At 43.0% G+C, this 23,125-nt stretch carries 21 protein-coding genes, 1 tRNA gene, 1 pseudogene and 1 riboswitch; of the genes and pseudogenes, 14 read left to right on the plus strand and 9 right to left on the minus strand.

Annotated features, from left to right (window positions below; genetic code table 11):
* The first annotated feature begins 311 nt into the window (after window positions 1-311).
* A complete protein-coding gene (locus tag LDO37_RS11900) occupies window positions 312-2,852 on the plus strand; it encodes a glycosyl hydrolase family 18 protein (protein ID WP_126606779.1) in 2,541 nt (846 codons plus the stop codon).
* Between the two features lie 259 nt (window positions 2,853-3,111).
* Here LDO37_RS11900 and moaE read toward each other — a convergent pair whose 3' ends face one another.
* The 5 genes from moaE to moaA all read right to left on the minus strand — a co-directional run bounded on the left by moaE (window position 3,112) and on the right by moaA (window position 5,874).
* Complete coding sequence (gene moaE / locus LDO37_RS11905; protein ID WP_126606780.1) at window positions 3,112-3,567, minus strand: molybdopterin synthase catalytic subunit MoaE; 456 nt, start codon at window positions 3,565-3,567, stop codon at window positions 3,112-3,114.
* Between the two features lie 3 nt (window positions 3,568-3,570).
* A complete protein-coding gene (moaD, locus tag LDO37_RS11910; protein WP_126606781.1) occupies window positions 3,571-3,816 on the minus strand; it encodes a molybdopterin synthase sulfur carrier subunit in 246 nt (81 codons plus the stop codon).
* Window positions 3,816-4,292 (minus strand): cyclic pyranopterin monophosphate synthase MoaC, encoded by a 477-nt coding sequence (gene moaC / locus LDO37_RS11915; RefSeq protein WP_126606782.1) that lies wholly within the window; start codon window positions 4,290-4,292, stop codon window positions 3,816-3,818. Before moaC ends, moaD begins: the two co-directional genes overlap by 1 nt.
* A 10-nt stretch (window positions 4,293-4,302) precedes the next feature.
* Entirely contained in the window at window positions 4,303-4,815 is a 513-nt protein-coding gene (gene moaB / locus LDO37_RS11920; protein ID WP_101111493.1) for a molybdenum cofactor biosynthesis protein B, read from the minus strand.
* Window positions 4,816-4,881: 66 nt separating this feature from the next.
* Window positions 4,882-5,874: a GTP 3',8-cyclase MoaA gene (gene moaA / locus LDO37_RS11925; RefSeq protein ID WP_126606783.1), complete on the minus strand. Its 993-nt coding sequence runs from the start codon at window positions 5,872-5,874 to the stop codon at window positions 4,882-4,884.
* A riboswitch (molybdenum cofactor riboswitch) is annotated at window positions 5,862-6,005 on the minus strand. (Overlaps the previous gene by 13 nt.)
* Before the next feature lie 211 nt (window positions 6,006-6,216).
* Between moaA and yvcK the strand changes: the two genes are divergently transcribed.
* A complete protein-coding gene (yvcK, locus tag LDO37_RS11930; protein WP_126606784.1) occupies window positions 6,217-7,104 on the plus strand; it encodes a uridine diphosphate-N-acetylglucosamine-binding protein YvcK in 888 nt (295 codons plus the stop codon).
* Here yvcK and LDO37_RS11935 read toward each other — a convergent pair.
* The 4 genes from LDO37_RS11935 to LDO37_RS11950 all read right to left on the minus strand — a co-directional run bounded on the left by LDO37_RS11935 (window position 7,093) and on the right by LDO37_RS11950 (window position 12,095).
* A complete protein-coding gene (locus LDO37_RS11935) occupies window positions 7,093-7,440 on the minus strand; it encodes an Hpt domain-containing protein (protein WP_101111490.1) in 348 nt (115 codons plus the stop codon). The two genes, yvcK and LDO37_RS11935, sit on opposite strands and share 12 nt — an antisense overlap.
* 30 nt (window positions 7,441-7,470) lie before the next feature.
* Window positions 7,471-8,862: a quorum-sensing sigma-54 dependent transcriptional regulator LuxO gene (luxO, locus tag LDO37_RS11940; protein ID WP_126606785.1), complete on the minus strand. Its 1,392-nt coding sequence runs from the start codon at window positions 8,860-8,862 to the stop codon at window positions 7,471-7,473.
* 270 nt (window positions 8,863-9,132) lie between these two features.
* Window positions 9,133-11,163: an excinuclease ABC subunit UvrB gene (uvrB, locus tag LDO37_RS11945; protein ID WP_126606786.1), complete on the minus strand. Its 2,031-nt coding sequence runs from the start codon at window positions 11,161-11,163 to the stop codon at window positions 9,133-9,135.
* A gap of 668 nt (window positions 11,164-11,831) precedes the next feature.
* Window positions 11,832-12,095, minus strand: a complete 264-nt coding sequence (locus LDO37_RS11950) for a phage protease (protein ID WP_185829735.1) — start codon at window positions 12,093-12,095, stop codon at window positions 11,832-11,834.
* Window positions 12,096-12,833: 738 nt separating this feature from the next.
* On the opposite strand from LDO37_RS11950, the pseudogene LDO37_RS11955 reads away from it, so the two are divergent.
* The 12 genes and pseudogenes from LDO37_RS11955 (at window position 12,834) to rsxD (ending at window position 23,125) form a co-directional block, all read left to right on the plus strand.
* Window positions 12,834-14,681: pseudogene (locus tag LDO37_RS11955) on the plus strand (N-6 DNA methylase).
* 2 nt (window positions 14,682-14,683) lie between these two features.
* Window positions 14,684-15,457, plus strand: coding sequence for a restriction endonuclease subunit S (locus LDO37_RS11960; RefSeq protein WP_126610076.1), 774 nt, complete (start codon window positions 14,684-14,686; stop codon window positions 15,455-15,457).
* A 112-nt stretch (window positions 15,458-15,569) separates the two neighbouring features.
* Window positions 15,570-15,878: a transposase gene (locus tag LDO37_RS11965; RefSeq protein ID WP_221768601.1), complete on the plus strand. Its 309-nt coding sequence runs from the start codon at window positions 15,570-15,572 to the stop codon at window positions 15,876-15,878.
* Window positions 15,875-16,057, plus strand: coding sequence for a hypothetical protein (locus LDO37_RS11970; RefSeq protein WP_224055215.1), 183 nt, complete (start codon window positions 15,875-15,877; stop codon window positions 16,055-16,057). The genes LDO37_RS11965 and LDO37_RS11970 overlap by 4 nt, the downstream gene beginning before the upstream one ends.
* A 59-nt stretch (window positions 16,058-16,116) precedes the next feature.
* Window positions 16,117-16,368, plus strand: coding sequence for a transposase (locus LDO37_RS11975; RefSeq protein ID WP_399480222.1), 252 nt, complete (start codon window positions 16,117-16,119; stop codon window positions 16,366-16,368).
* On the plus strand, window positions 16,361-16,543 hold the full coding sequence (locus LDO37_RS30360) for an AHH domain-containing protein (RefSeq protein ID WP_233448307.1): 183 nt from the start codon (window positions 16,361-16,363) through the stop codon (window positions 16,541-16,543). The genes LDO37_RS11975 and LDO37_RS30360 overlap by 8 nt, the downstream gene beginning before the upstream one ends.
* A 137-nt stretch (window positions 16,544-16,680) precedes the next feature.
* The gene (locus tag LDO37_RS11985; RefSeq protein WP_126606763.1) at window positions 16,681-17,256 is read left to right on the plus strand and encodes an imm11 family protein; all 576 of its coding nucleotides are present in this window, start codon (window positions 16,681-16,683) and stop codon (window positions 17,254-17,256) included.
* Between the two features lie 203 nt (window positions 17,257-17,459).
* Window positions 17,460-17,535, plus strand: a tRNA-Asn gene (locus LDO37_RS11990).
* Between the two features lie 546 nt (window positions 17,536-18,081).
* On the plus strand, window positions 18,082-18,663 hold the full coding sequence (gene rsxA, locus LDO37_RS11995; protein ID WP_101111487.1) for an electron transport complex subunit RsxA: 582 nt from the start codon (window positions 18,082-18,084) through the stop codon (window positions 18,661-18,663).
* Window positions 18,663-19,241, plus strand: a complete 579-nt coding sequence (gene rsxB / locus LDO37_RS12000; RefSeq protein ID WP_126606762.1) for an electron transport complex subunit RsxB — start codon at window positions 18,663-18,665, stop codon at window positions 19,239-19,241. The genes rsxA and rsxB overlap by 1 nt, the downstream gene beginning before the upstream one ends.
* Before the next feature lie 12 nt (window positions 19,242-19,253).
* Window positions 19,254-22,073, plus strand: a complete 2,820-nt coding sequence (rsxC, locus tag LDO37_RS12005) for an electron transport complex subunit RsxC (protein WP_224055216.1) — start codon at window positions 19,254-19,256, stop codon at window positions 22,071-22,073.
* Window positions 22,073-23,125 carry an electron transport complex subunit RsxD gene (gene rsxD / locus LDO37_RS12010; protein WP_126606649.1) on the plus strand — a complete coding sequence of 351 codons (1,053 nt, stop codon included), beginning with the start codon at window positions 22,073-22,075 and terminating at the stop codon, window positions 23,123-23,125. The genes rsxC and rsxD overlap by 1 nt, the downstream gene beginning before the upstream one ends.

The raw sequence follows: 23,125 nt of genomic DNA on the forward strand, positions 1-23,125 counted from the left end.
CCACAAAATGCCACAAGCTTTCAACATAAATGTGACAATAGTCACTCACATTTTTGGGAGTAGTGCAAAAATTCATAAGTGCAACACAAGCATGTCAGGTTTTATAAAAAATCGAGGCACCATCACTTTTTTTGTAACGCATAAGAAACTAATTTTTACTTTTTTTATGTCGATTCAAAAGCATTTTATTTTTCTTTGTCAAAACTTTGCCTCTCATAAACACTGGTTCGGATGGTTGCAATTATGACCATCGAATCTTTCGCCTCTGTGCTTTTGAGGCAACTATTTATACAAGGAATGAGAGAAATACAATGAAACATCTTAGCTTATGCGCTATCGGTGTTGGACTGGCTCTATCAGGTTCCGTCATCGCCGCACCAGCAACACCAACTATCGACGTATATGGTTCAAATAACCTACAGTTCTCTAAAGTAGTTTTGGAGATGCAAACGGTTAAAGGTTACAACCAAATGGTTCAGTATAAAGACCTTGCTGATATTGCCGTGAAGTTTAACCAATGGAGTGGTACAACAGGAGATACGTACAAAGTCTTCTTTGACGGTGTTGAGGTTGCATCTGGTCCAATTTCTGGTTCAACGACGACAGCAGCTTTCCAATACGGTAAAGGTGGTGTTTACTCCCTAGAGGTCGCAGCTTGTGATGCAACTGGATGTAGCAAGAGTGCACCCCAAGAAATTACAATTGCAGACACTGACGGCTCTCATTTGAAGCCATTGGTTATGAATGTTGATCCTAACAACAAAACTTACAACACTGACCCAAATACTGTTGTTGGTACTTACTTTGTTGAATGGGGAATTTACGGCAGAAACTACACAGTAGATAATATCCCTGCAGACAACCTAACGCATATCCTATATGGCTTCATCCCTATCTGTGGACCAAATGAATCTCTGAAATCTGTAGGTGGAAATAGCTTCAAAGCTCTTCAAGATGCATGTCAGGGTGTGAACGACTATGAAGTCGTAATCCACGACCCTTGGGCCGCATTCATGAAAGATTTCAAACATGCTGGTCACACGTTCAACTCGCCAATCAAAGGCAACTACGCCATGATGATGGCGCTTAAGCAACGTAACCCAGACCTTAAGATCATCCCTTCTATCGGTGGATGGACACTATCTGACCCGTTCTTTGACTTCACAACGAAAGCTAACCGAGACACATTTGTTGCATCGGTTAAGAAGTTCCTTACAACATGGAAATTCTACGACGGCGTTGATATTGACTGGGAATTCCCAGGTGGCGGTGGTCAAAACGCTAATTTAGGTGACCCAGTAAATGATGGTCCTGCTTATATCGCTCTTATGCAAGAACTGCGTGTAATGCTTGATCAACTTCAAGTTGAAACAGGTCGTACATACGAGCTAACTTCCGCTATTGGTGTTGGCTACGATAAATTGGAAGACGTAGATTACGCAGCGGCAGTTCAGCACATGGACTACATCTTTGCGATGACTTACGACTTCTACGGCGGTTGGAACAATGTTCCTGGACACCAAACAGCACTGTACTGTGGTAACTTTATGCGCCCAGGTCAGTGTGATGGAACTGGTACAGACGCTGATGGCGTACCTTACAAAGGTCCTGCATACACCACTGATAACGCAATTAAGATTCTTCTAGCTCAAGGCGTTCCTGCTAATAAACTTGTCGTAGGTACTGCTATGTACGGTCGTGGTTGGGATGGTGTAATGCCTTCTAGCTTGACAGATCCTACAGACCCAATGACAGGTACTGGTTCAGGTAAACTTACAGGTACTGAAGAGCAAGGCGTTTGGGAAGCAGGCGTAATTGATTACAAAGGTATTAAAGCGAATATGCTTGGTGCAAACAACCAAGGTATCAATGGCTTTGAATACGGCTATGACGAAGTAGCTGAAGCTCCTTATGTATGGAACCGTTCAAACGGAAAACTGATTTCATTTGATGATGATCGCTCTGTGAAAGCCAAAGGCGCTTACGTTCGTAGCCTAGGTCTTGCAGGTCTATTCTCTTGGGAAATCGATGCGGATAACGGCGACATCCTAAATGCTATGCACGAGGGTCTTGCGACTATCGGTGGTAACCGTACTCCAGTTGCAAAAGCAGGGGCTGACGTTTCTGTAGAAGGCCCAGCAAAAGTAACGCTTGATGCAAGTGCTTCTAAAGATCTTGATGGCACAATCGCAAGCTACGCTTGGACACAAGTATCGGGTCCAGCGGTCACTATCACTAGCGCAAATGCTGCGGTAGCTTCTGTTGATTTCGCAGCTGTAACGGCTACTCAAACTTACGTATTTGAAGTAACGGTAACAGATAACGAAGGCGCAGCAGCAACTGACCGTGTCGCTGTTACTGTAAGTGCTAAAGGCGTGAATACTGCACCAGTAGCAGCAGTTTCGGCTCCTGCACAAGTTAGCGCTGGCGCAACAGTTGTGGTTGACGCAAGTGCTTCAACTGATGCTGACAATGACACTCTAACTTACACTTGGGATGTTCCAGCAGGTCTAAATGCGACAGTTCAAGGTTCAAAAGTAACCTTTACTGCTGCTAGCTACAATGTAGACACAACATTGAACTTCACTGTATCTGTAAGTGATGGTAAAGCGTCAAGCTCTGCTCAAGCTGCGGTTCTAGTTAAGAAGAACGTTGTAGACCCAACTTGTGATGTAACAGGTATCAACGTATACCCTAACTGGCCACAAGTAGACTGGGCAGGTAACCCTAATCACGCTAAAACAGGTGACCAATTGGTTCACAACGGTGTCATCTACAAAGCAAACTGGTACACCACTTCTGTACCAGGTTCAGACGGTAGCTGGTCTACTGTTTGTACTGTAGCTAAATAACAAATAGCTAGGTAAACAACCATTGAGCTTATGTTCTGCTTAAGCTCAAAATAAAAAGAAATCGGTCAGAGAAATCTCCACTGACCGGTTTCCTTATTTTTGATTGCAGAACTCTTTTAGACAACGTTCTTGAAATAGAGTTTTTGAAGAGAAAACTTTTGAAAGCTGACTTTTAGAAAGTTAGACCTTTTGCAACGTTATGTAGTTAACGTTAATTGGTTAACCTATTACTCCCATCAAACCATATCAAATCAGCGGACTATTTTTGTTCCCATCGGTTTGCTGCCAATGCATCAGACTCTCGAGACTCTACCCATCTAACTGAATCCGTAGTACGTTCCTTTTTCCAAAATGGTGCTTTGGTTTTAAGGAAATCCATCACAAACTCACAAGCATCAAACGCATCACCACGGTGCGCACTGGAAACACCAACGAATACAATTTGATCACCAATATCGAGGTCCCCTACTCTGTGAATAACAGTCATCGCTTCAATGTTCCAACGCTGTTTGGCTTGATCACAAATATCGAGTAGCGATTTTTCAGTCATCCCTGGGTAATGTTCAAGAGACAACCCAACAACATTGTCCCCTAGATTCATATCTCTCACTTTTCCAACAAACGTAACCACAGCACCCGCCGAAGTACCTGTTGCCAGTCGATCATATTCATCAGAAAGAGAGAAGTCATTAATCTGAACAGATACATTTGCCATTCATTACCCTCCTGTAACAGGCGGAAAGAATGCGACCTCATCACCATGTTTCAGAGGTGAATCTAATGAACAAAGTGTCTGATTAATAGCGACGAGCAACTTACCGGATTCCAGTGCCAATGCCCACTTATCACCTTTTTTCTCAAGGTGAGATCGCAGTTCTTCAGCCGTTTCAAACGTCGCGTCAAGTTCGAGTTCATCTACGCCAATTAACTCACGAGTTTGAGCAAAAAATAGAACTTTTATCATTATTCCACCTTAAAATGACCAGACTTGCCACCCGTTTTTTCAAGTAACCTGACTTGGCTGATAACCATGTCTTTTTGAACCGCTTTACACATATCGTAGATGGTTAAAGCTGCAATGGAAGCCGCTGTTAACGCTTCCATTTCTACGCCAGTTTTTCCTGCTAGTTTACAAACAGATTCAATCCTAACTTTATTTTCTGATTCAATTGCTTCGAGCTGAACTTCAACTTTAGACAAAAGCAATGGGTGACAAAGTGGAATCAGATCCCATGTTTTCTTTGCTGCTTGAATACCAGCAATACGTGCTGTAGCAAACACATCACCTTTATGGTGTGAGCCAGAAACAATCAATTGAAGTGTTTCTGGCGACATGTGGACGAAGGCTTCTGCGCGGGCTTCTCTAACTGTGTCATTTTTTGAAGACACATCAACCATGTTTGCCTCGCCAGAAGCATTAATATGGGTAAATTGATTCATGATGCTCCTCTTATTTGCTGAGGTGAGGCATAAAATTGCACGGACGATGACTGGCATCCATTTGCTGCTTAATGATCTTTGTCCATGCTGTGCGGCATGCTCCAGTCGAGCCAGGCATTGCGAAAATCACCGTGTGATTAGCAAACCCTGCAATAGCGCGGGATTGAATGGTTGACGTACCTATCTCTTCATAAGAAACCGCACGGAACAGTTCACCAAACCCTTCGACTTGCTTATCGAATAATGGAACAAGCGCTTCAGGGGTACTATCGCGAGAAGTAAATCCTGTACCACCAGTAATCATTATCGCTTGAATCGTATCGTCAGCAATCCACTTTGAGACGACAGCCCGGATTTGATACATATCGTCAATAACGATGCTTTTATCAGCAAGATTATGACCAGCTTCTTGCAAGTGCTCAGCCAAATAGCCACCAGAGGTATCATTCTCTTCCGTTCGGGTATCAGAAACCGTTAAAACAGCAATGTTTGCAGGTTCAAATTTACTTTCAGCGTGCCCCATTTGCTCACCTTACGTGTTATAGATTGAAATTGTTTACTGGCGGGAATCCACCAGCGTTTAAATTATTTAGCCGCCGATAGATGCGAGGTGTGGTGTCATACCTGAGTTTCCATCGTGCAAAAAATGGCTAACAGATTTAGTTTGTAACTGCTCAGAAATGCGATTTATTAGCTCAATATCCTGATGATCGTGTTGTAATAAATCTCTTAACTCAACACCATGCTCACCGAACAAGCACAAATGCAACTTACCTTTAGCCGATACTCTTAATCGGTTACAGCTTTCGCAAAAATCTTTTTCATACGGCATGATAAGCCCTATTTCCCCTTGGTAGTCAGGGTGAATAAAGACTTGAGCTGGACCGTCATTAAGCGCTTTTGGCTTGAGCAGCCAACCATTGGCAATGAGATGATTGCGAATACTTACGCCAGATTGATGATGATGTTTAAACAACTCATCCATCTCTCCTGTTTGCATAAGCTCAATAAACCGAAGTTGAATCGGTCTATCTTTGATCCAATGCAAAAACGCGGGTAACTCGCTACTGTTCAAATTTTTGAGCAGAACTGCATTCACTTTTACCTGTTCAAAGCCGACTTCAAATGCTTTATCGATCCCAGCCATGACTTGAGCGAATTTATTCTCACCAGTAATTTGATGGAACATCCTAGAGTCCAAGCTATCGACGCTTACATTTATGTTGGTAAGACCTGCCTCTCTCCATTCACCAACTTGCTTCTCCATACGATACCCGTTGGTTGTAGTGGCAACCTTGCGAATACCTTGTGTTGAAGCAATCTCGTGAATGATTTCGGTAAAATCCTTACGTAAACTCGGTTCACCACCAGTAATGCGGACTTTATCCGTACCACAACTAGCAAATGCATGAACCACGCGTCGGATTTCGGGGAGAGTTAAAAAGGATGAATTGCGTTGCCCCGAAGGATGTTGATATCCATCAGGCAAACAGTATGTGCATTTAAAGTTACAAACATCAGTAACTGATAAGCGCAAGTAGTAAAACTTGCGATTGAATTTATCTTCGAATTGTTGCGCCACGGAACACCTTTCCAAACACGGGAGGCTTGTTCATTTCCAAACAAACCCTTGTGACCAAATTGCCACTGGCTGACACCTCTTATTCGCTAATTTGCGAACTTAGCAGTGAAAGCTCGGAGTTATGGCAGCCACGAAAATACGTGGCAGCGTCTTAATAAAATACTTAATATTAGTGTGGGATACCAGTCAAAATTGCAAAAACTCGGGGTTGTACAGCTTATTTGGTAGAAATTTAGCGATTCTGTAGGCAAAGTATCGAGCTATCAATACAGAATTTCTCTTATACCTCTTCGAAGGGTATACACTTTAATCAATAAAATAAAATGCGATATATGAACGACTATGACGCTATATAAAAATAAAAAAGTGGTCGCTATTGGCGGCGGGCACGGTCTTGGAAGAATGTTAGCTGCGCTGAAAGATTTCGGTAATAACGCAACAGGTATTGTCACTACAACCGATAATGGCGGTTCAACTGGTCGAATTCGCGATTGCCAAGGCGGGATCGCCTGGGGTGATACACGAAATTGTATTAATCAGCTGATAACGGAACCTTCTATCGGTTCTATGATGTTTGAATACCGCTTCAAGGGTGTAGGCGAGTTAAATGACCACAATCTTGGAAACTTAATGCTCACCGCCTTAGATAACCTTTCAATTCGACCTCTAGAAGCAATTAATTTAATTAGAGATATGCTTAAAGTCGATATCAACATCGTCCCAATGACGGAGCACCCCACAGATCTAACAGCGCTGTCTGTCTCAGGTGAATGGGTACGTGGTGAAACCAGTGTCGATGAAACTGAGTACGATCTACAGCGTTTATACTTGGAGCCTCAAGTTCAAGCGACTAAGGAAGGGATAAAGGCCATTGAAGAAGCGAACTGCATTGTATTGGGACCTGGCAGTTTTCTCACAAGTATTATGCCCCCACTATTGCTTCCAGAGTTGGGTAAAGCGATAGCAAGAAACTCAACAGCTAAACTCGTGTTTGTCGAAAACTTATCGCCAGAATATGGCCCTGCCGGACGCATGACGCTGCAAGAAAAACTCACTTGGTGCCAACGAGCTTGTGATGGTCGTGAGATAGACGTATTACTCGGAAAAGACGATTATGAGGCGTTCACTGGTGTACGTGAAATAGTCACCATTGATTTAGCTTCAGCCAATCATCAATGGCGACATGATAGAACTAAACTGCAGAAAGCAATAGAAAATCTATTGGGTTAATTTGAGAAATTCTTCTCGAGTTAAGTGCAAGCAGGTGATCATTGTTTCCCTATTTTCTGACGTGTTAATGTCTTCACCTGTTTTGTATCGAGCATCTAACCTTGTTGCAAATTCGCATAACCTTTCAGCACCAAAACTTGCTGCACTGCTTTTCAGTGAATGGCTGATCGACTTCAATTGCTCCTCAGCTTCGCTTCGCTCGGACGGACCATTTGCTAGCGCCTCAGCGTAATCGACTAACTCTCCAATAAAAATAGAAAAAAGCATGGGAAGGTTCTCTTCTCCGATGTCTCGACTCAACTCGTCTATTTTGTCTGTATTGACGACTGCTTTCATTCTGCCCTCTTAAACTTGTTGTGTTTCTCTTTATTGTTCTTTCCAAGTTTGCAGCTTGCGATACAACGTAGACGGACTGACGTCTAGATGACCTGCTGCCTTCGGAATATTACCTTCACAGGCTTCAATTGCTTGCTCTATCGCACTTTTTTCAGTAAGCCAAAGTGGTCGTATTTCTTCTATAGAGAGTTTAGTTGAAATTGAGTCGGTTGCATTCGCTTGTTTCAATTCTGATACCGAAGGCAAATTTAAGGGTGGCGGTAGCATATTAAGTGTGATCTCACTCCCATGGTTAAGTACCACGGCATTACGCAGCACGTTCTGCAACTGACGAACGTTACCAGGCCATTCGTACTCAATAAATTTATCGAGTACTTGCTGGGAAAAACGTACAAAACCTTTCCCTTCTTCATGAGACATATGCCCAAGTAATGAATACGCAATTTCGACTACATCTTCCCCACGGTTTCTCAACGGTGGTAAATGCAACGGAATGACATAAAGTCGGTAATACAAATCCTCACGAAAACGCCCTTCTTGCACTTCTTTCCATGGGTCACGGTTGGTTGCACATACAAAACGCACATCCACACTTTTCATTTTGGAAGAACCCACTTTTTGAAAAGTACCCGTTTGGATAAATCGAAGCAGCTTGGTTTGAAGATCCAAGTCCATCTCACACAATTCATCCAAGAATAGAGTTCCACCATCAGCTAACTCTGCTGCACCTTGCCTATCCGTTGATGCACCTGTAAAGGCACCTTTAACATGACCAAAAAGCTCACTTTCTATAAGATCTTTAGGGATGGCAGCACAGTTGATCGCGATAAAAGGACTATCACCACGTTTACTCGCAGCGTGTATGGCTTCAGCACACACCTCTTTACCCGTACCACTTTCCCCAGTGATGAAAAGTGAAGCTTTACTAGGAGCTGCGGAATCTATCGTTCGATAAACCGCCTGCATGGTCTGGCTACTGCCAATAAAGCCTTGATAGTTGTTATCAGGTTCACTGGTTGGAGAACGCAACTTTCCAGCTTTTCGAAGAGCATTATTAACCGGGACACGAAGCCTATCTGCTTCACATGGCTTAATAAGGAAATCCTGAGCCCCCTTTCTCATCGCTTCAACTGCGGTATCTATTGAACCATGCGCAGTCATAAAGATGACAGGAACATCAGGGTAATTGGACTTTACTGACGAAAGGACATCCATCCCGGTCATATCAGGTAGGCGTAAGTCGAGTAAAATGAGATCAGGAGTTCGCTTTTCGAGACTTTTTATTGCATCTATTCCCGTCCCGACAATAGTAATATCCAAGCCAAGTGGATTAAGATAGGATCGGTATAACGCTGCAACCGAAGCGGTATCTTCTACCATGAGAAGATATTTTGGATTCGGATTAGTTGTTGTGTCTTGCATAACCTAGCCGTTGCACTTTAGTAATGTAGTTGCAATATGAATCGCATTTTGCGAAAAATAATAGCCTAAACAGAATAAAATGTAAAAGAAAGGGTGAAATAAACATGGCACGCTATGTGCAACTTCATGTATGACCCTAATGGGTCACCTAGCCAACTGACGTTGTTAGTGAACAAAGTATTCACAAAATGAAGCCAATAGAACGATTTCTATTGGCTATTTTTTTGATTTAAATTCAGCTCAAAAATCATCTCGAGAGATCGGTAGACCTTAGCTGTTTGCTATAAATTGCGCTTTCAACTTTTCTATTTCATCTCGTTTTCCAGCCGCCAGCTCAAACTCTAAGTTTTGAGCATGCTGATACATTTGACCTTCTAACTTCGAAATTTCTTTCTCTAACTGCTGTGGAGAGAGTACTTCATAGCTGTTCGATGGCTCTGCAACCTGAGATAGGGGAACTTGTTTGTTATGACGCTTCCCTTTGGCTTTAGCGATATCGCCAAGCTCCATAATGTCTTTTACGTTAGTCTGAAGCGCTTGAGGTGTAATACCTTGCTCTTCGTTATACATTTTTTGTTTATCTCGACGGCGGTTCGTCTCATCCATCGCTTTTTTCATGGATTTAGTAATCCTATCTCCATAGAGAATAGCCTTACCACTTAGGTTACGCGCTGCACGACCAATAGTCTGAATCAAAGAACGCTCCGAACGAAGGAACCCTTCTTTGTCAGCATCCAATATCGCCACCAAACTCACTTCAGGCATATCAAGCCCCTCTCGAAGTAAGTTAATCCCAACAAGCACGTCAAATTCACCTAAGCGAAGATCTCGGATAATCTCAACTCGCTCAACCGTATCGATATCAGAGTGCAGGTAACGAACTTTTACGCCATGCTCGTGCAGGTATTCCGTTAAATCTTCCGCCATTCGTTTCGTTAACGTCGTTACCAAAACACGTTCACTTTTTTGACTGCGGATTCGAATTTCAGAGAGTAGATCATCCACCTGCGTGGCAACGGGTCTAACTTCTAATTCAGGATCTAACAATCCTGTTGGGCGGACGACTTGATCGGCGATGTCATCAGCCGACTTTTCTAGTTCGTAATTTCCAGGTGTCGCAGATACAAAAATAGTTTGAGGTGCGATGGATTCAAACTCTTCAAATTTCATCGGACGGTTGTCCAATGCGGAAGGTAATCGGAAGCCAAATTCAACTAAGGTTTCTTTTCGCGAACGGTCGCCTTTATACATCGCACCAATTTGGGGTACGGTAACGTGAGATTCGTCGATAACCAAAAGACCATCTGCAGGCAAATAGTCGAATAAAGTCGGCGGCGGCTCCCCCTCATTTCTACCACTTAAATAACGCGAGTAGTTTTCAATACCGGAGCAAAACCCAAGTTCGGTCATCATTTCAATATCAAATTGAGTACGTTGCGAAATTCGTTGCTCTTCAAGAAGCTTATTATTTTCTATCAGATGTTTTTTGCGTTGCTCAAGCTCGATTTTTATTTCTTCAATAGCATCCAAGATTTTCTCACGAGGCGTAACATAGTGAGTTTTCGGATAAATGGTAAACCTCGGAAGATCTCGTTGCTTAACCACGCCAGTCAGCGGATCAAACACACTAATACAGTCTACTTCATCATCAAACATTTCGATGCGTACTGCATCTTGCTCAGATTCGGCAGGGAATACGTCAATAACTTCGCCACGCACCCTAAATTGACCGCGCTCGAAAGCGACATCATTTCGAGAATATTGAAGTTCAGCCAAGCGCCTTAGAATATCTCGTTGACCTATCACATCCCCTCTGGTTACGTGGAGCATCATCTTTAGATAGCTGTCCGGGTCTCCTAAACCGTAAATGGCTGAAACGGATGCAACAATAATGGCGTCTTTTCTTTCTAGTAGAGCCTTTGTTGCAGATAAACGCATTTGCTCAATATGCGCGTTCACAGAGGCATCTTTCTCTATAAACGTATCTGTTGTAGGTACATAGGCTTCTGGCTGATAGTAGTCGTAGTAAGAGACAAAATATTCAACAGCGTTGTTTGGGAAAAAGGCTTTCATCTCCCCGTATAACTGGGCGGCAAGCGTTTTATTTGGAGCGAGAAGAATTGCTGGTCGCTGAGATTCAGCAATAACATTCGCTAACGTAAATGTTTTACCCGATCCGGTCACCCCTAAGAGCGTTTGATGTGCTAGTCCAGAGTCTAACCCGTCTAGAAGCTTTTTGATCGCAGTAGGTTGATCGCCCGAAGGTACATATTTGGAGACGAGATCGTACGTCTTGCTCATTTTTATTCCCTAACCTAAGTTTAACGGTATTGTCTTTTGCTTTAACTCTAGAGGCAATACATAGAGTGACTAAAAGTCCGATCTACGGCACATTTACCGCTAGATACTGACAACGTTATCTGGTATCTTTTTCAGCCCTGTACAAAAACCCCGCAATAAAACACCATTTTTCATCCACGAGTTTTCCCCAAAATTTTGCTAGATATGTCGATACTGTCATCTAAGTGCATTTTTATTCACATCCACAACTTCAAGCATTAAAAACACTTAAACAACGTAAAATCAATTTGTTAGAGCATCTTCATTCCCTATTTATTGCTGGGAAACTCTTTCTAAAACAGCCCAAAAAATAATTGTCAAAAATCAATTAACACAGTTATCCACAATTTTGGTGGATAAGTTCGATTAGGCTTTGCCGTGCAAGGGTTATGTGATTGTAAAGATTTTTTTTAAGATTTTTTTCTCAAATCTTTCTCGTTGAGTGTTGACAGAAAATTGTGTAGTCAACCGATAAGTTTGAGAAAAGAATTCGCATAAAATGAGCACTTCCGCACGAACAGCTCAGCCTAGAATGTATTTACGGGTAAATCTGAGCACACATAGGAATCTTTACCTTCTTGTCACTCCATATCGTTGGCTGACGTCAACCAAGCTGATACAGGAACTCTCTATCTCGTTTGTTCGGTGTAAAAAGATTGGTGGTCGTAATCCACCAGCACTTTGTGACGCGCAGCTTTGGTAGCAGCAATAAAGGCATATGCACTTTCCGCATCTAAATACCAATACCCGCTTTCTGGCTCGGTGGGTCGACCGTCTGGCGCTTTGAATTTGCCAGCAGGCAGCAGTTGACACCAACCGTCTTCAGACAGAGATAAATCTGCGGTCAGTATCGCCTGCGCGACTGGGTTTGAGGGTAAGGTCTGTGTTTTCATGCTCTCCATATTGAAGGGCGAGAGGGGCTAGGTGTGATTCACCTTAGTGTGTGTATTTAGGGAAAACCGTGAATAAGTGATTTGAAGGAAGTACTTTATGCTCAAACTCGTTTGCGCCCCCGAAACCTGTTAGAGTATTTATTCGACTTTATTTTTATATCTAAATACGCCCTAGCATTTCTAATATTTGAATTCAGCTTGGAGCATGCTGCATTAGTACCAATTACAAGTGCTACTGGTTTGACTTGTGGTTTTCAACAGGGATTTTATACGGTTTATTGGTTTTGAGTTAAATTTGAGTATGTGAAATGGTTTGCTTTGTCGACAGAGCGACCGCAAACATGTTCAAATTTTAAACTAATATTGAGCACTTAATTAAATTTAGTACCTATGTCTGTATTTTATGAATAGGTAATGCACATCAACTTTCTACTAAACAAGCGTCACACGAACAAAAACAATCATGCAATTGCTCTTGAGGGTGATTAATAAGTGATTGTTAATAAAGAAGATTATCGTTACCCATCCTTAGATAACATGCACTATTTAAAAGTGATAAAGCGCCTGCTCGTTTTTGTATGTTGGCAGAGTGCAAAATATGATGTATATGCTTTGTTTTTTAGTGGCTTATGGTAGATTAGATGAAAGTTGCTCTACCGGAAAACGAGCCCGCCGGTTATTAAAAATGTTATACGCAAACCCTAATTAACAACATTTACTTTATGAAAAGACGAATACATGCATTATAAAACGGAAAAATCTAAGACTAGACCTGACAAAGCTCCTGAGGAATTTACCATATACGCTGTCGGTGATGAAGAGTATATTTATTGCCCAATAAGAAGTCGTGTCTATAAAGTAAACAACAAACCTGAAGAGAAAGTTCGGCAGTGGTGGCTATACAGATTAGTTGAGGTTTACGGCTATACATTTAACCAAATAGATGTAGAAGTAAAAGTTAAAGTAGGAGCTGCCGAAGCCAAAAAAGCTGCTGATATCGTTGTATATACAGATAGTAAAAAATCTACTGCAAGAGTTTTTATTGAAGTTAAGCGGCCAAAGAGAAATGATGGAATTGAACAGCTTAAAGTCTATATGAATGCTACTGGCTGTAGAATTGGCTTATGGAGCAACGGTGAGCCTCCTCATGTCTATCTTTTGAGAATTGAGCCAAAAGAAGACCAAGAAGAAGCTACATGGAGAGAATTACGAAATATTCCAAAGAAATCAGAATCGCTAACAGATGTTGACTCTCCCATAACTAGGAAAGAGTTGGAGCCTGTAAAGGATTTTCTTTCAATAATTAAAGAGTGTGAAAATTACATCAAAGCTCATGAAGGTGTTGATGCTTTTGATGAAATATTCAAACTTATTTTTGCGAAGCTTTTTGATGAAAGAGCTAACTTAAAAAATGACAACTCTTCTGCTCAGTTTAGAGTAGGTATTCTTGAAGCTCCAGAAGATGCAAAGACAAGAATAATTTCATTGTTCAAAAATGCATCTAAGAGATGGTCTGGCGTTTTTCTAGAAGGTGAAACTTTGAACTTGGGGGATGAGACATTAGCGTTTTGCGTCTCAGCCTTACAAAAGGTATACCTTTTGAAATCTGATGCAGATGTTCTAGGTGCTGCATTTGAAATTATGATTAACCCAGGCATGAAGGGGGATAAAGGTCAGTACTTCACACCAAGACATGTTGTAGATATGTGTGTTGAAATACTTAACCCTAAGGATGGTGAAACCATATTTGACCCTTCCTGCGGTAGTGGAGGCTTTCTAGTTTCTGCCATGAGTCATGTCTATAGGACTATTGAGAAAGAACGAGATGATGAAAATGAAATAATAGAAAATAAAAAAGACTATGCTATTGAATGTGTTTATGGCATGGATTATGACCCTCTAATTGCAAAAGTCGCAAAGGCATACATGCTTATTTGGGGAGACGGACGGTCAAACATAGCCGTCTGTGATGGGCTAAATAATGTTAACTGAGATGATGAAACTAAATCCAAATTTATTATCAAGTCTGATGGAAAATCAGAATTACGTAAATTTGATATCATTGCAACTAACCCTCCATTTGCAGGAGATATCTCATCAGATGATACCCTCTCAAAGTACCATATTGCTCATAAACCTCAAAAAAATGGTGGCAGAAAAAGAGTAAATAAATTATCCAGAGATAAGTTATTTATCGAGCGATGCGTTAATATGCTAAACCCACACGGGAGAATGGCTATTGTTTTACCTCGAGGTATTTTTAAAAATTATGGTGATGAATACATTCGTAGATATATTCTAAAGCATTGTAAGATATTAGCCGTTGTTGGACTCGGTGGCGACATGTTTAAGCCTTTTACAAACACTAAAACTTGCGTTGGATTTTTCCAAAAACGAGAGACTCCTCTAGAAGATTTTTCTGACGTAGAACTAGATCCCGACCCAATTTTTGCACTCACTGAAAACCCAGGGAAGGATAAAACAGGAAATCTAATCGTTGATAAAGATCATAATATACTATCCGATTTAGATGAAATATCTGCTTTTGTTCAAGCTAATATTCAGTTCACCAAGGCGGAGCAATAGATATGGCTAAGCTAGCAATTAGAAAAGTAACCGATACTTATCTTGATCTAAATGACCCTGAATCTGGTTTATATTCAAATAACCATATTTATGAACCTGAATTTCATCAAGAAGATTATGTTTCGGTATGTGATGAGCTGGAAGGAACTAAAGGTTCTTTTCAATTATCCACGAATGAAAAACTCGTAGGCGTTATCCATAGGGGAACCCAACCTAAATACGCTGATGTTGAAACTGACCCGTCTTCACTTAATTGGTTCGGTATGACTGATGACTACGGCAAGCAAGTTAATGATAAAGGTGCAAATATTTGCGCTCTAAAATCAGTTTGTATTAGAGCTGGATATGTGGACCTTGAAACTGCTAGATCAGTTAGTAAAGAAACGTATGAGAAAACCAAGCATCGCGCCGGCATACAAAAGAATGACGTTCTTATAAATTCGACAGGTGATGGAACCATCGGTCGAGTCGCCGTCTATGATCATGACTTTCCTGCTGTTGTAGATGGACATATCACAATCCTTCGATTTACTGATGAAGATTTGGCTTGGTATATAGGGGCATTTCTTATGTCCGAAATGGGTCAGAAACAAATTACTAGATATATTAATGGATCTAGTGGTCAAGTTGAAATATACCCTCAGGATATTGCTAGAATTTGGGTGAAGCCTGCAACTCAGAAAAAAATTGCAAAGATAGCCAGTGAGTTTCGAGATGCTTGTGGAAGTTATAATAAGTTTAAACAAGATATAAAGAAGGCATTGAGCAGCGTATAACAAGGCGCTGCGCTCCTAATTTACCGGTGAGCGCGGCGTTACCCTTCCGAGTACCCCACGTTTAGTAGACACTTTACTAAGTTAGATCTAGGGTCTAATTGAGAGGTGATTTATGACTAAACATCGTAATCCAGCGTACAGCGAAGAATTCCGCAAAGAAGCAGTGCATCTTGCCAGTCTTCCAGGTCGAACGGCGGTCTCGGTTGCTCAAGAGCTGGGCATCAGTGCTCAGCAAATACGGAACTGGAAGCGTCAGTTCACACGTCTATCGGATAAACAGTTTAACACCCTAGACGGTGTTGATTATTCGAAGAAAGAGTCCGAAGAGCTTCGAGCGCTAAGGCGCGAGAACAAGCGACTCAAAGATGAAATGGAATTCCTAAAAAAGGTCTCGGCGTACTTCGCGAAGCAGCAAGAGTGAAGTACGAGTTCATCGACAGTTATGTTGAGAAATACAAAGTCACTCACATGTGTCACGCTCTTGATGTCTCACCTAGTGGCTTTTACAAGTGGCGTCATCGAGTGCCCAGTGAGCGTTCAAAGCGTCGAGAGCGCTTTGAACAATTGGTCATGTGTATGTACCTTGTAATCATCCCCTAAACTAGGGACATTTAGAATTAGAGTTCTTCGGTTTAAACTAAACCAAATGGAGAACGCTGATGAAAAAGTCACGCTATACAGAAACGCAAATCGTCAAGATTCTGAAAGAAGTTGAAACTGGCAGGTTGGTCAAACAGGTCTGCCGAGAGTATGGCATCTCAGATGCCACTTACTACAACTGGAAGTCCAAGTACGGCGGCATGGAAGCCTCAGACGTGAAGCGACTGAAGGAGCTTGAGGATGAAAACCGACTCCATTGCAGAGCCGCAGCCATCTCCAAACCATGCAGCACATCATATCGTTATGGGTAATGGTCGTGTTAAGGCAATGATTAACGCTCGCTTGCAGATGTTCATGTATGGGATAGGTATCAACGACTCTATGAATGGTATTTGGCTACCACGTTCGACCACTTACAAGGGACGTTACACTACACCAAAAGCGCCGACTCACTCGCGCATACATGGCAATAACTATCAGAGGTGAGTTGGAAAATTGGCTGATATTCGCAACAATGAAGGCGCATTTAGAGCCAGACTTGTCAGAATTAAATCTCAGCTAAAAGATGGCTCTCACCCTTCCCAAATTCTTATGAAGAAAGATCCATCTTGGAAACCAGCTCAATGAGTATATATCAGATAAGAAACATCAATCGTCACTTCAAAGTTCTCGAACATGACCCTTTTCAACGGGCCATCGATGCGGGTGACGATGCTCTATTGGATAGGCTCTACAGTGAACCCATAGCCTCAAAAGGGTTGTCCGATGTTTGGGTAGAAGAGAGTGTCAAATTCACAGCTCACGACAATACGTCTATAAAAATTCCAGATATATCTGTTTGGGGTTCTTTCCTAGTACTAACGCAACGAGCGGTAGAAGTGTTAAAGCCATATATCGGCTCTGATGGCGAGCTCTTACCTATCGTGATTGATGATGAAAAGTTTCAGGCTTTCAATGTCATGAGTTTTGGTGAGGAAGACAAAGCCAGTACGAAGCACGAATACATCGATGGGTATCCAGCTGGCTTGGAATCTCTCAACTTCATCGAGTCTAGTGTTACTGATAAGCACGTTTTCAAGTCTTTAATGCAAGGGGGTAACTTGTTGTATTGCGATGAGAAGCTAAAGGCGTTATGTAATAAGAATGATTTACGCGGTGTGTATTTCGACTTGGATCTATTGGATGTTTTCGATTACTAAGTAGCGGCTTCATCTTCCACATTTACTCCTCACCAAGGCTGTTTTCGCCCGCCAGCCTCAGAGTGCCTTCTCGCAATACCCGATTTCTTGATTCATCCGTCGCTTGAGAAATATTTGAGCCTTTTTTCTCATTTCTAGTAGATTTTATGTTTACCCGGTGATAGTATCCTGCCCCGTTGAAAGATGTGGTGTACCCGTCTTGTTCCCCCTTAGTTCAGTTGGTAGAACGGCGGACTGTTAATCCGTATGTCGCAGGTTCGAGTCCCGCAGGGGGAGCCAAAATTCTAAAAGCCATGTCGAAAGACGTGGCTTTTTTCGTTGTTAGCGACTGGTTTGTTCCAAACCAATGTCTCAGAGCTCGCCGCCCACGTTGAGTCCCGACAAAGGGAGCCAAACTTCCAAAAGCCATGTCGAAAAGAGTGGCTTTTTCCGTTTATAGCGACTGGTTTGTTCCAAACCAATGTCTCAGAGCTCGTTGATTGGCGACAGGTGTATTTCAAACCCAAGCTAAAAGATATGATCCCCTCGCTCTGGTCAATTAAAAACACTCTAAGCTTATGTTTCGTAAGAGTACTTGTTCAACACTCCACTCACGTTCAAATTTCGACCAACAGAAACTGACCTGCTACGCTTTTATCGTCGCCACACGCAACCTAAATGATATTAATTCTCAACAACTTGGCGTTTTTCAAATTTAGAATCATAATTCTATAATTAACTGACTAATAAACAGTCAAATACCAAAAAACCTTGCTCTATCTCGGTTGTTAAATACGTAACAAAGCAGGATAATATTAAGATCTGATTTATTTTTATTGAGATGCCATGACAGAGTATCTGTTGCTGCTTGTTGGCACCGTTTTGGTCAACAACTTCGTTCTTGTAAAATTTTTAGGCTTATGCCCCTTCATGGGTGTTTCAAAAAAACTTGAAACAGCTATAGGCATGGGCTTGGCTACGACATTTGTGCTTACTTTGGCATCGGTGAGCGCATACCTCGTTGAAACCTACATCTTAACGCCGCTAGGTATTCAATATCTCCGCACCATGAGTTTTATTCTGGTTATCGCTGTTGTTGTGCAGTTTACCGAAATGGTGGTGCACAAAACCAGCCCGACTCTTTACCGCCTACTTGGTATTTTTCTGCCATTGATTACCACAAACTGTGCCGTTCTAGGTGTAGCGTTACTCAACATTAATGAGAATCACAATTTCATTGAATCCATCGTTTATGGCTTTGGCGCTGCTGCTGGCTTCTCCATCGTTTTGATTTTGTTTGCTTCTATGCGTGAACGTATTGCCGCAGCTAACGTACCAATGCCATTTCGCGGTGCATCTATAGCAATGATTACCGCCGGGTTAATGTCACTCGCATTCATGGGCTTTACAGGGCTGGTGAAACTGTAATGAGTGGAATTCTAATTGCTATCATTGCACTTGCAGCCCTAGCGGCTATCTTTGGTGCGATCCTTGGTTTTGCTTCAATAAAGTTCAAAGTTCAAGCTGATCCGATTGTGGATCAAATCGATGAAATTTTACCTCAGACTCAATGTGGTCAGTGTGGTTACCCTGGTTGCCGCCCTTATGCTGAAGCCATTGCAGATGGTGACTCCATCACTAAATGCCCTCCAGGTGGGCAGGCTGCTATCGAAAAGCTGGCCGATTTAATGGGGGTTGAAGCGGGAGAACCGGAACACGACCCAGAAAAAAGCATCAAAAAGGTCGCTTACATACACGAAGATATGTGTATAGGCTGCACAAAATGTATCCAAGCTTGCCCAGTAGATGCCATTGTAGGAGGCAACAAAGCGCTGCACACCGTTATTAAAGACGAATGTACTGGCTGTGATCTCTGTGTTGCACCGTGCCCGACGGATTGCATCGAAATGATTCCAATTGCGCAAACAACAGATACATGGAAGTGGCAATTAAACACAATACCGGTGGTTAACGTCACCGATTCTCAACCTCAAAAATTACAATAAGAAGGATTGGGCATGTTGTCACTCATTGAGAAAATTCGTTCTGGTTACCTCTGGGATTTTCCCGGTGGTATTCACCCACCAGAAAATAAGCGCCAATCTAACCAGTCAGAAATGCAGGTATTACCTCTTCCGCAAGAGCTGGTTATTCCTGTAAAACAGCACATTGGGAAACCCGGTGATCTCGCGGTATCAATAGGTGATCACGTAACCAAAGGTCAGCCGCTGACTCGCTGTTCATTAAGCTTCATGCTTCCAATTCATGCCCCGACATCTGGAACCATTACCGCAATAGAGCCCAGAACGACAGCTCACCCGTCTGGTCTGACAGAATTGTCCGTCGTTATTGAACCCGACGGAAAAGATGAGTGGGGGAAAAAGAACCCCATTGCGAATTACCAGCAAGAAACATCAGACGACTTAATTGAAGCTATTCGTCAGGCAGGCGTGTCTGGAATGGGAGGAGCCGGTTTCCCAACGGCAAAAAAAATCCAATCGGGATTGGCTAAAACAAAAATATTCATCGTCAACGCTGCTGAGTGCGAACCGTACATAACCGCTGATGATCGAATAATGCAAGAACATGCAGAAGAGATCATCAAAGGCATAGAAATTGTTGAGCACATACTTAAACCAGAGCTCACCATTATCGGTATCGAAGACAATAAACCAGAAGCCATCAAAGCACTGCAAGCTGCTGCTACGGCAAAAGATCTGGTTATTCGAGTCATCCCGACGAAGTATCCTTCTGGTGGCGAAAAGCAACTCATCAAAATACTGACCGATATGGAAGTACCAGCAAATGGTATTCCAGCGGACATAGGCATATTGGTACAAAATGTGGGTTCAATGCATGCCATCAAGCGTGCAATCATTGACGGCGAGCCTCTTATCCAGCGCGTAGTGACTCTGACAGGTAAAACCTTCAAACAACCCCGTAATGTTTGGGCTTTGATCGGGTCACCTGTTTCACACCTGCTGGAACACGCAGATTATAAAGCCGATAAAAAAGCGCCTCGCCTTATTATGGGTGGACCAATGATGGGGTTTGCTCTTCCGCATGCTAACGTCCCCATCACAAAAACAGCTAACTGTATTCTTGCGCCCGCGCGTCGGGAACTGCCTGTTGAGCGTTACGAGATGGAATGCATCCGCTGTGGCGAATGTGCAGACGTATGCCCGGCGTCTTTACTTCCTCAACAACTTCAATGGTATGCAAAGGATCAAGATTACGATAAGTGCGAAGAACTCAATCTAAAAGATTGTATCGAATGTGGAGCTTGTGCATTTGTCTGTCCAAGTGAAATCCCCTTAGTCCACTACTACCGTGAAGCGAAAGCGGAAATTCGTACCCGTAAAGAAGAAGCCATCGCTGCTGAGCGAGCTAAAAAACGCTTTGAAGAAAAGAACGCTCGAATGGAGCGCGATAAGCTTGCTCGTGAAAATAAATTCAAGAAAGCCGCAGAAGCGCGCCGTAAAGATTTGAAGACCGGTGACGGTGAAGATGCCGTTGCGGCAGCCATTGCTAGAGTTAAATCTCAGAAAGCACAAACAGCAGCAACAGATGAAGTTAAACCGGCTGTTGCAGCAGCCATTGCTCGCGCAAAAGCCAAACAAGCTGAGGCAATGAAATCTGGACAATCTGAACCAGATAATAGCGAGATGGCAAAACTCAGAGAAGAGCGCAAGCGTCAAGCGAGAGAACGTAAAGCCTTAAAAGCAAACGAAACGACTGATTCAGATTCGAAAGATAAGCAAGACACAAGTAAAAAAGATGCCGTCGCTGCAGCTATTGCCCGTGCAAAGGCAAAAAAATCAACTCAACCAGAACAAGCGGAAACTGCAGGAAACGAGAAGAAAGATGCGGTAGCCGCTGCTATTGCAAGAGCGAAAGCGCGCAAGGAACAGCAATCTGAATCGAAAGGGGCTGAAACCTTGGATTCAATCGAATCTCCGGCTAAAGCAACTCCTGAAGACGATCCGAAAAAAGCCGCAGTTGCTGCAGCCATTGCAAGGGCAAAAGCACGCAAAACGAAACAAGTTCAACCAACTGAAAGTGATGACTCGAGCTCAAACGAGCCATCAGCGGAAACGTTTGTTGAGGAAGACCCGAAAAAAGCCGCGGTAGCCGCTGCCATTGCAAGGGCAAAAGCACGCAAAACGAAACAAGTTCAAACAGAAAATGATGATTTGAAATCGGATGAGCCACCAGCGGAAACACCTGTTGAAGAGGACCCGAAAAAAGCCGCGGTAGCCGCTGCCATTGCAAGGGCAAAAGCGCGTAAGGCGAAGCAAGCTCAAACAGAAAATGATGATTTGAATTCGGATGAGCCACCAGCGGAAACACCTGTTGAAGAGGACCCGAAAAAAGCCGCGGTAGCCGCAGCCATTGCAAGAGCGAAAGCGCGTAAGGCGAAACAAGCTCAAACAGAAAAAGATGATTTGAAATCGGATGAGCCACCAGCGGAAACATCTGTTGAAGAAGACCCGAAAAAAGCCGCGGTAGCCGCAGCCATTGCAAGGGCGAAAGCGCGTAAGGCGAAACAAGCGCAAGCAGCTGAAAGTGACGACTCGAATTCAAACGAGCCAGCAGTGGAACCACCTGTTGAGGATGACCCGAAAAAAGCCGCGATAGCCGCTGCCATTGCAAGAGCGAAAGCGCGTAAGGCGAAACAAGCTCAAACAGAAAATGATGATTTGAATTCGGATGAGCCACCAGCGGAAACACCTGTTGAGGAAGACCCGAAAAAAGCCGCGGTAGCCGCAGCCATTGCAAGGGCGAAAGCTCGAAAAGCCGAACAACAGAAACGTAATCAATCTGAGGAAAACGACTAGTGGCATTTTTTATTGCTAGCTCTCCACACGCACGTAATCGACGCAGCACACCCGATCTAATGAGGTGGGTGGCTTTGTGTGCGCTACCAGGACTTGTCGCTCAAATATACTTCTTCGGTTGGGGTACGCTCATTCAACTTGTGTTTGCCATTGGTTTAGCGATAGGTTTCGAAGCAATCGTGATGGTAGTGAGAAAGCGTAACCCAGTTTCAGCACTTCGTGATTACAGCGCAGTCGTTACAGCTTGGTTATTAGCCGTTGCCATCCCTCCTCTATCCCCTTGGTGGATGCTCGTTATCGGTATTTTCTTTGCCATTGTGATTGCAAAACATTTATACGGTGGCTTAGGGCAGAATATTTTTAATCCCGCGATGGTTGCCTACGTTGTACTGCTGATTTCTTTTCCCGTCCAAATGACAAGCTGGCTATCGCCTTTAAGTATCAGCCCATTTCAGGTCGACTTCTCTGATGCTTTGTCACTCATCTTTACTGGTTTCAACCATGATGGCTTCTCTCTTCAGCAGGTAAGAACTGGCATCGATGGAATTACAATGGCAACGCCGTTAGACACCATTAAAACATCATTGCAATCAGGTCTTACACTAGGCGAAATCACCCAAAAGCCTCAGTTTTCAGGCATTGCCGGAGCTGGATGGGAATGGGTGAACCTTGCTTATCTTGCGGGCGGACTCGCATTAATAAAGTTGCGAATAATTCAATGGTATATCCCTGCTGCGTTCTTAGGGTCATTGGCTGTCATGTCGCTTATTTTTACTCTTCTACTCCCAGGAGAAACCGCCCCTGTTACTATGCAGTTGTTATCTGGCGCAACGATGTTGGGCGCATTTTTCATCGCAACAGATCCGGTATCTGCGTCAACGACTGTTCGAGGTAGATTGCTGTTTGGAGCATTAATTGGTGCTTTAGTCTTTATTATTCGAGCGTGGGGAGGTTTCCCTGATGGTGTAGCGTTTGCCGTATTACTCGCCAATATGTGTGTGCCTCTCATCGATTACTATACTAAGCCACGAACTTACGGGCATAAGGGGTAA

Origin of the sequence: Vibrio penaeicida (assembly GCF_019977755.1) — a bacterium.
Taxonomy (GTDB): Bacteria; Pseudomonadota; Gammaproteobacteria; order Enterobacterales; family Vibrionaceae; genus Vibrio; species Vibrio penaeicida.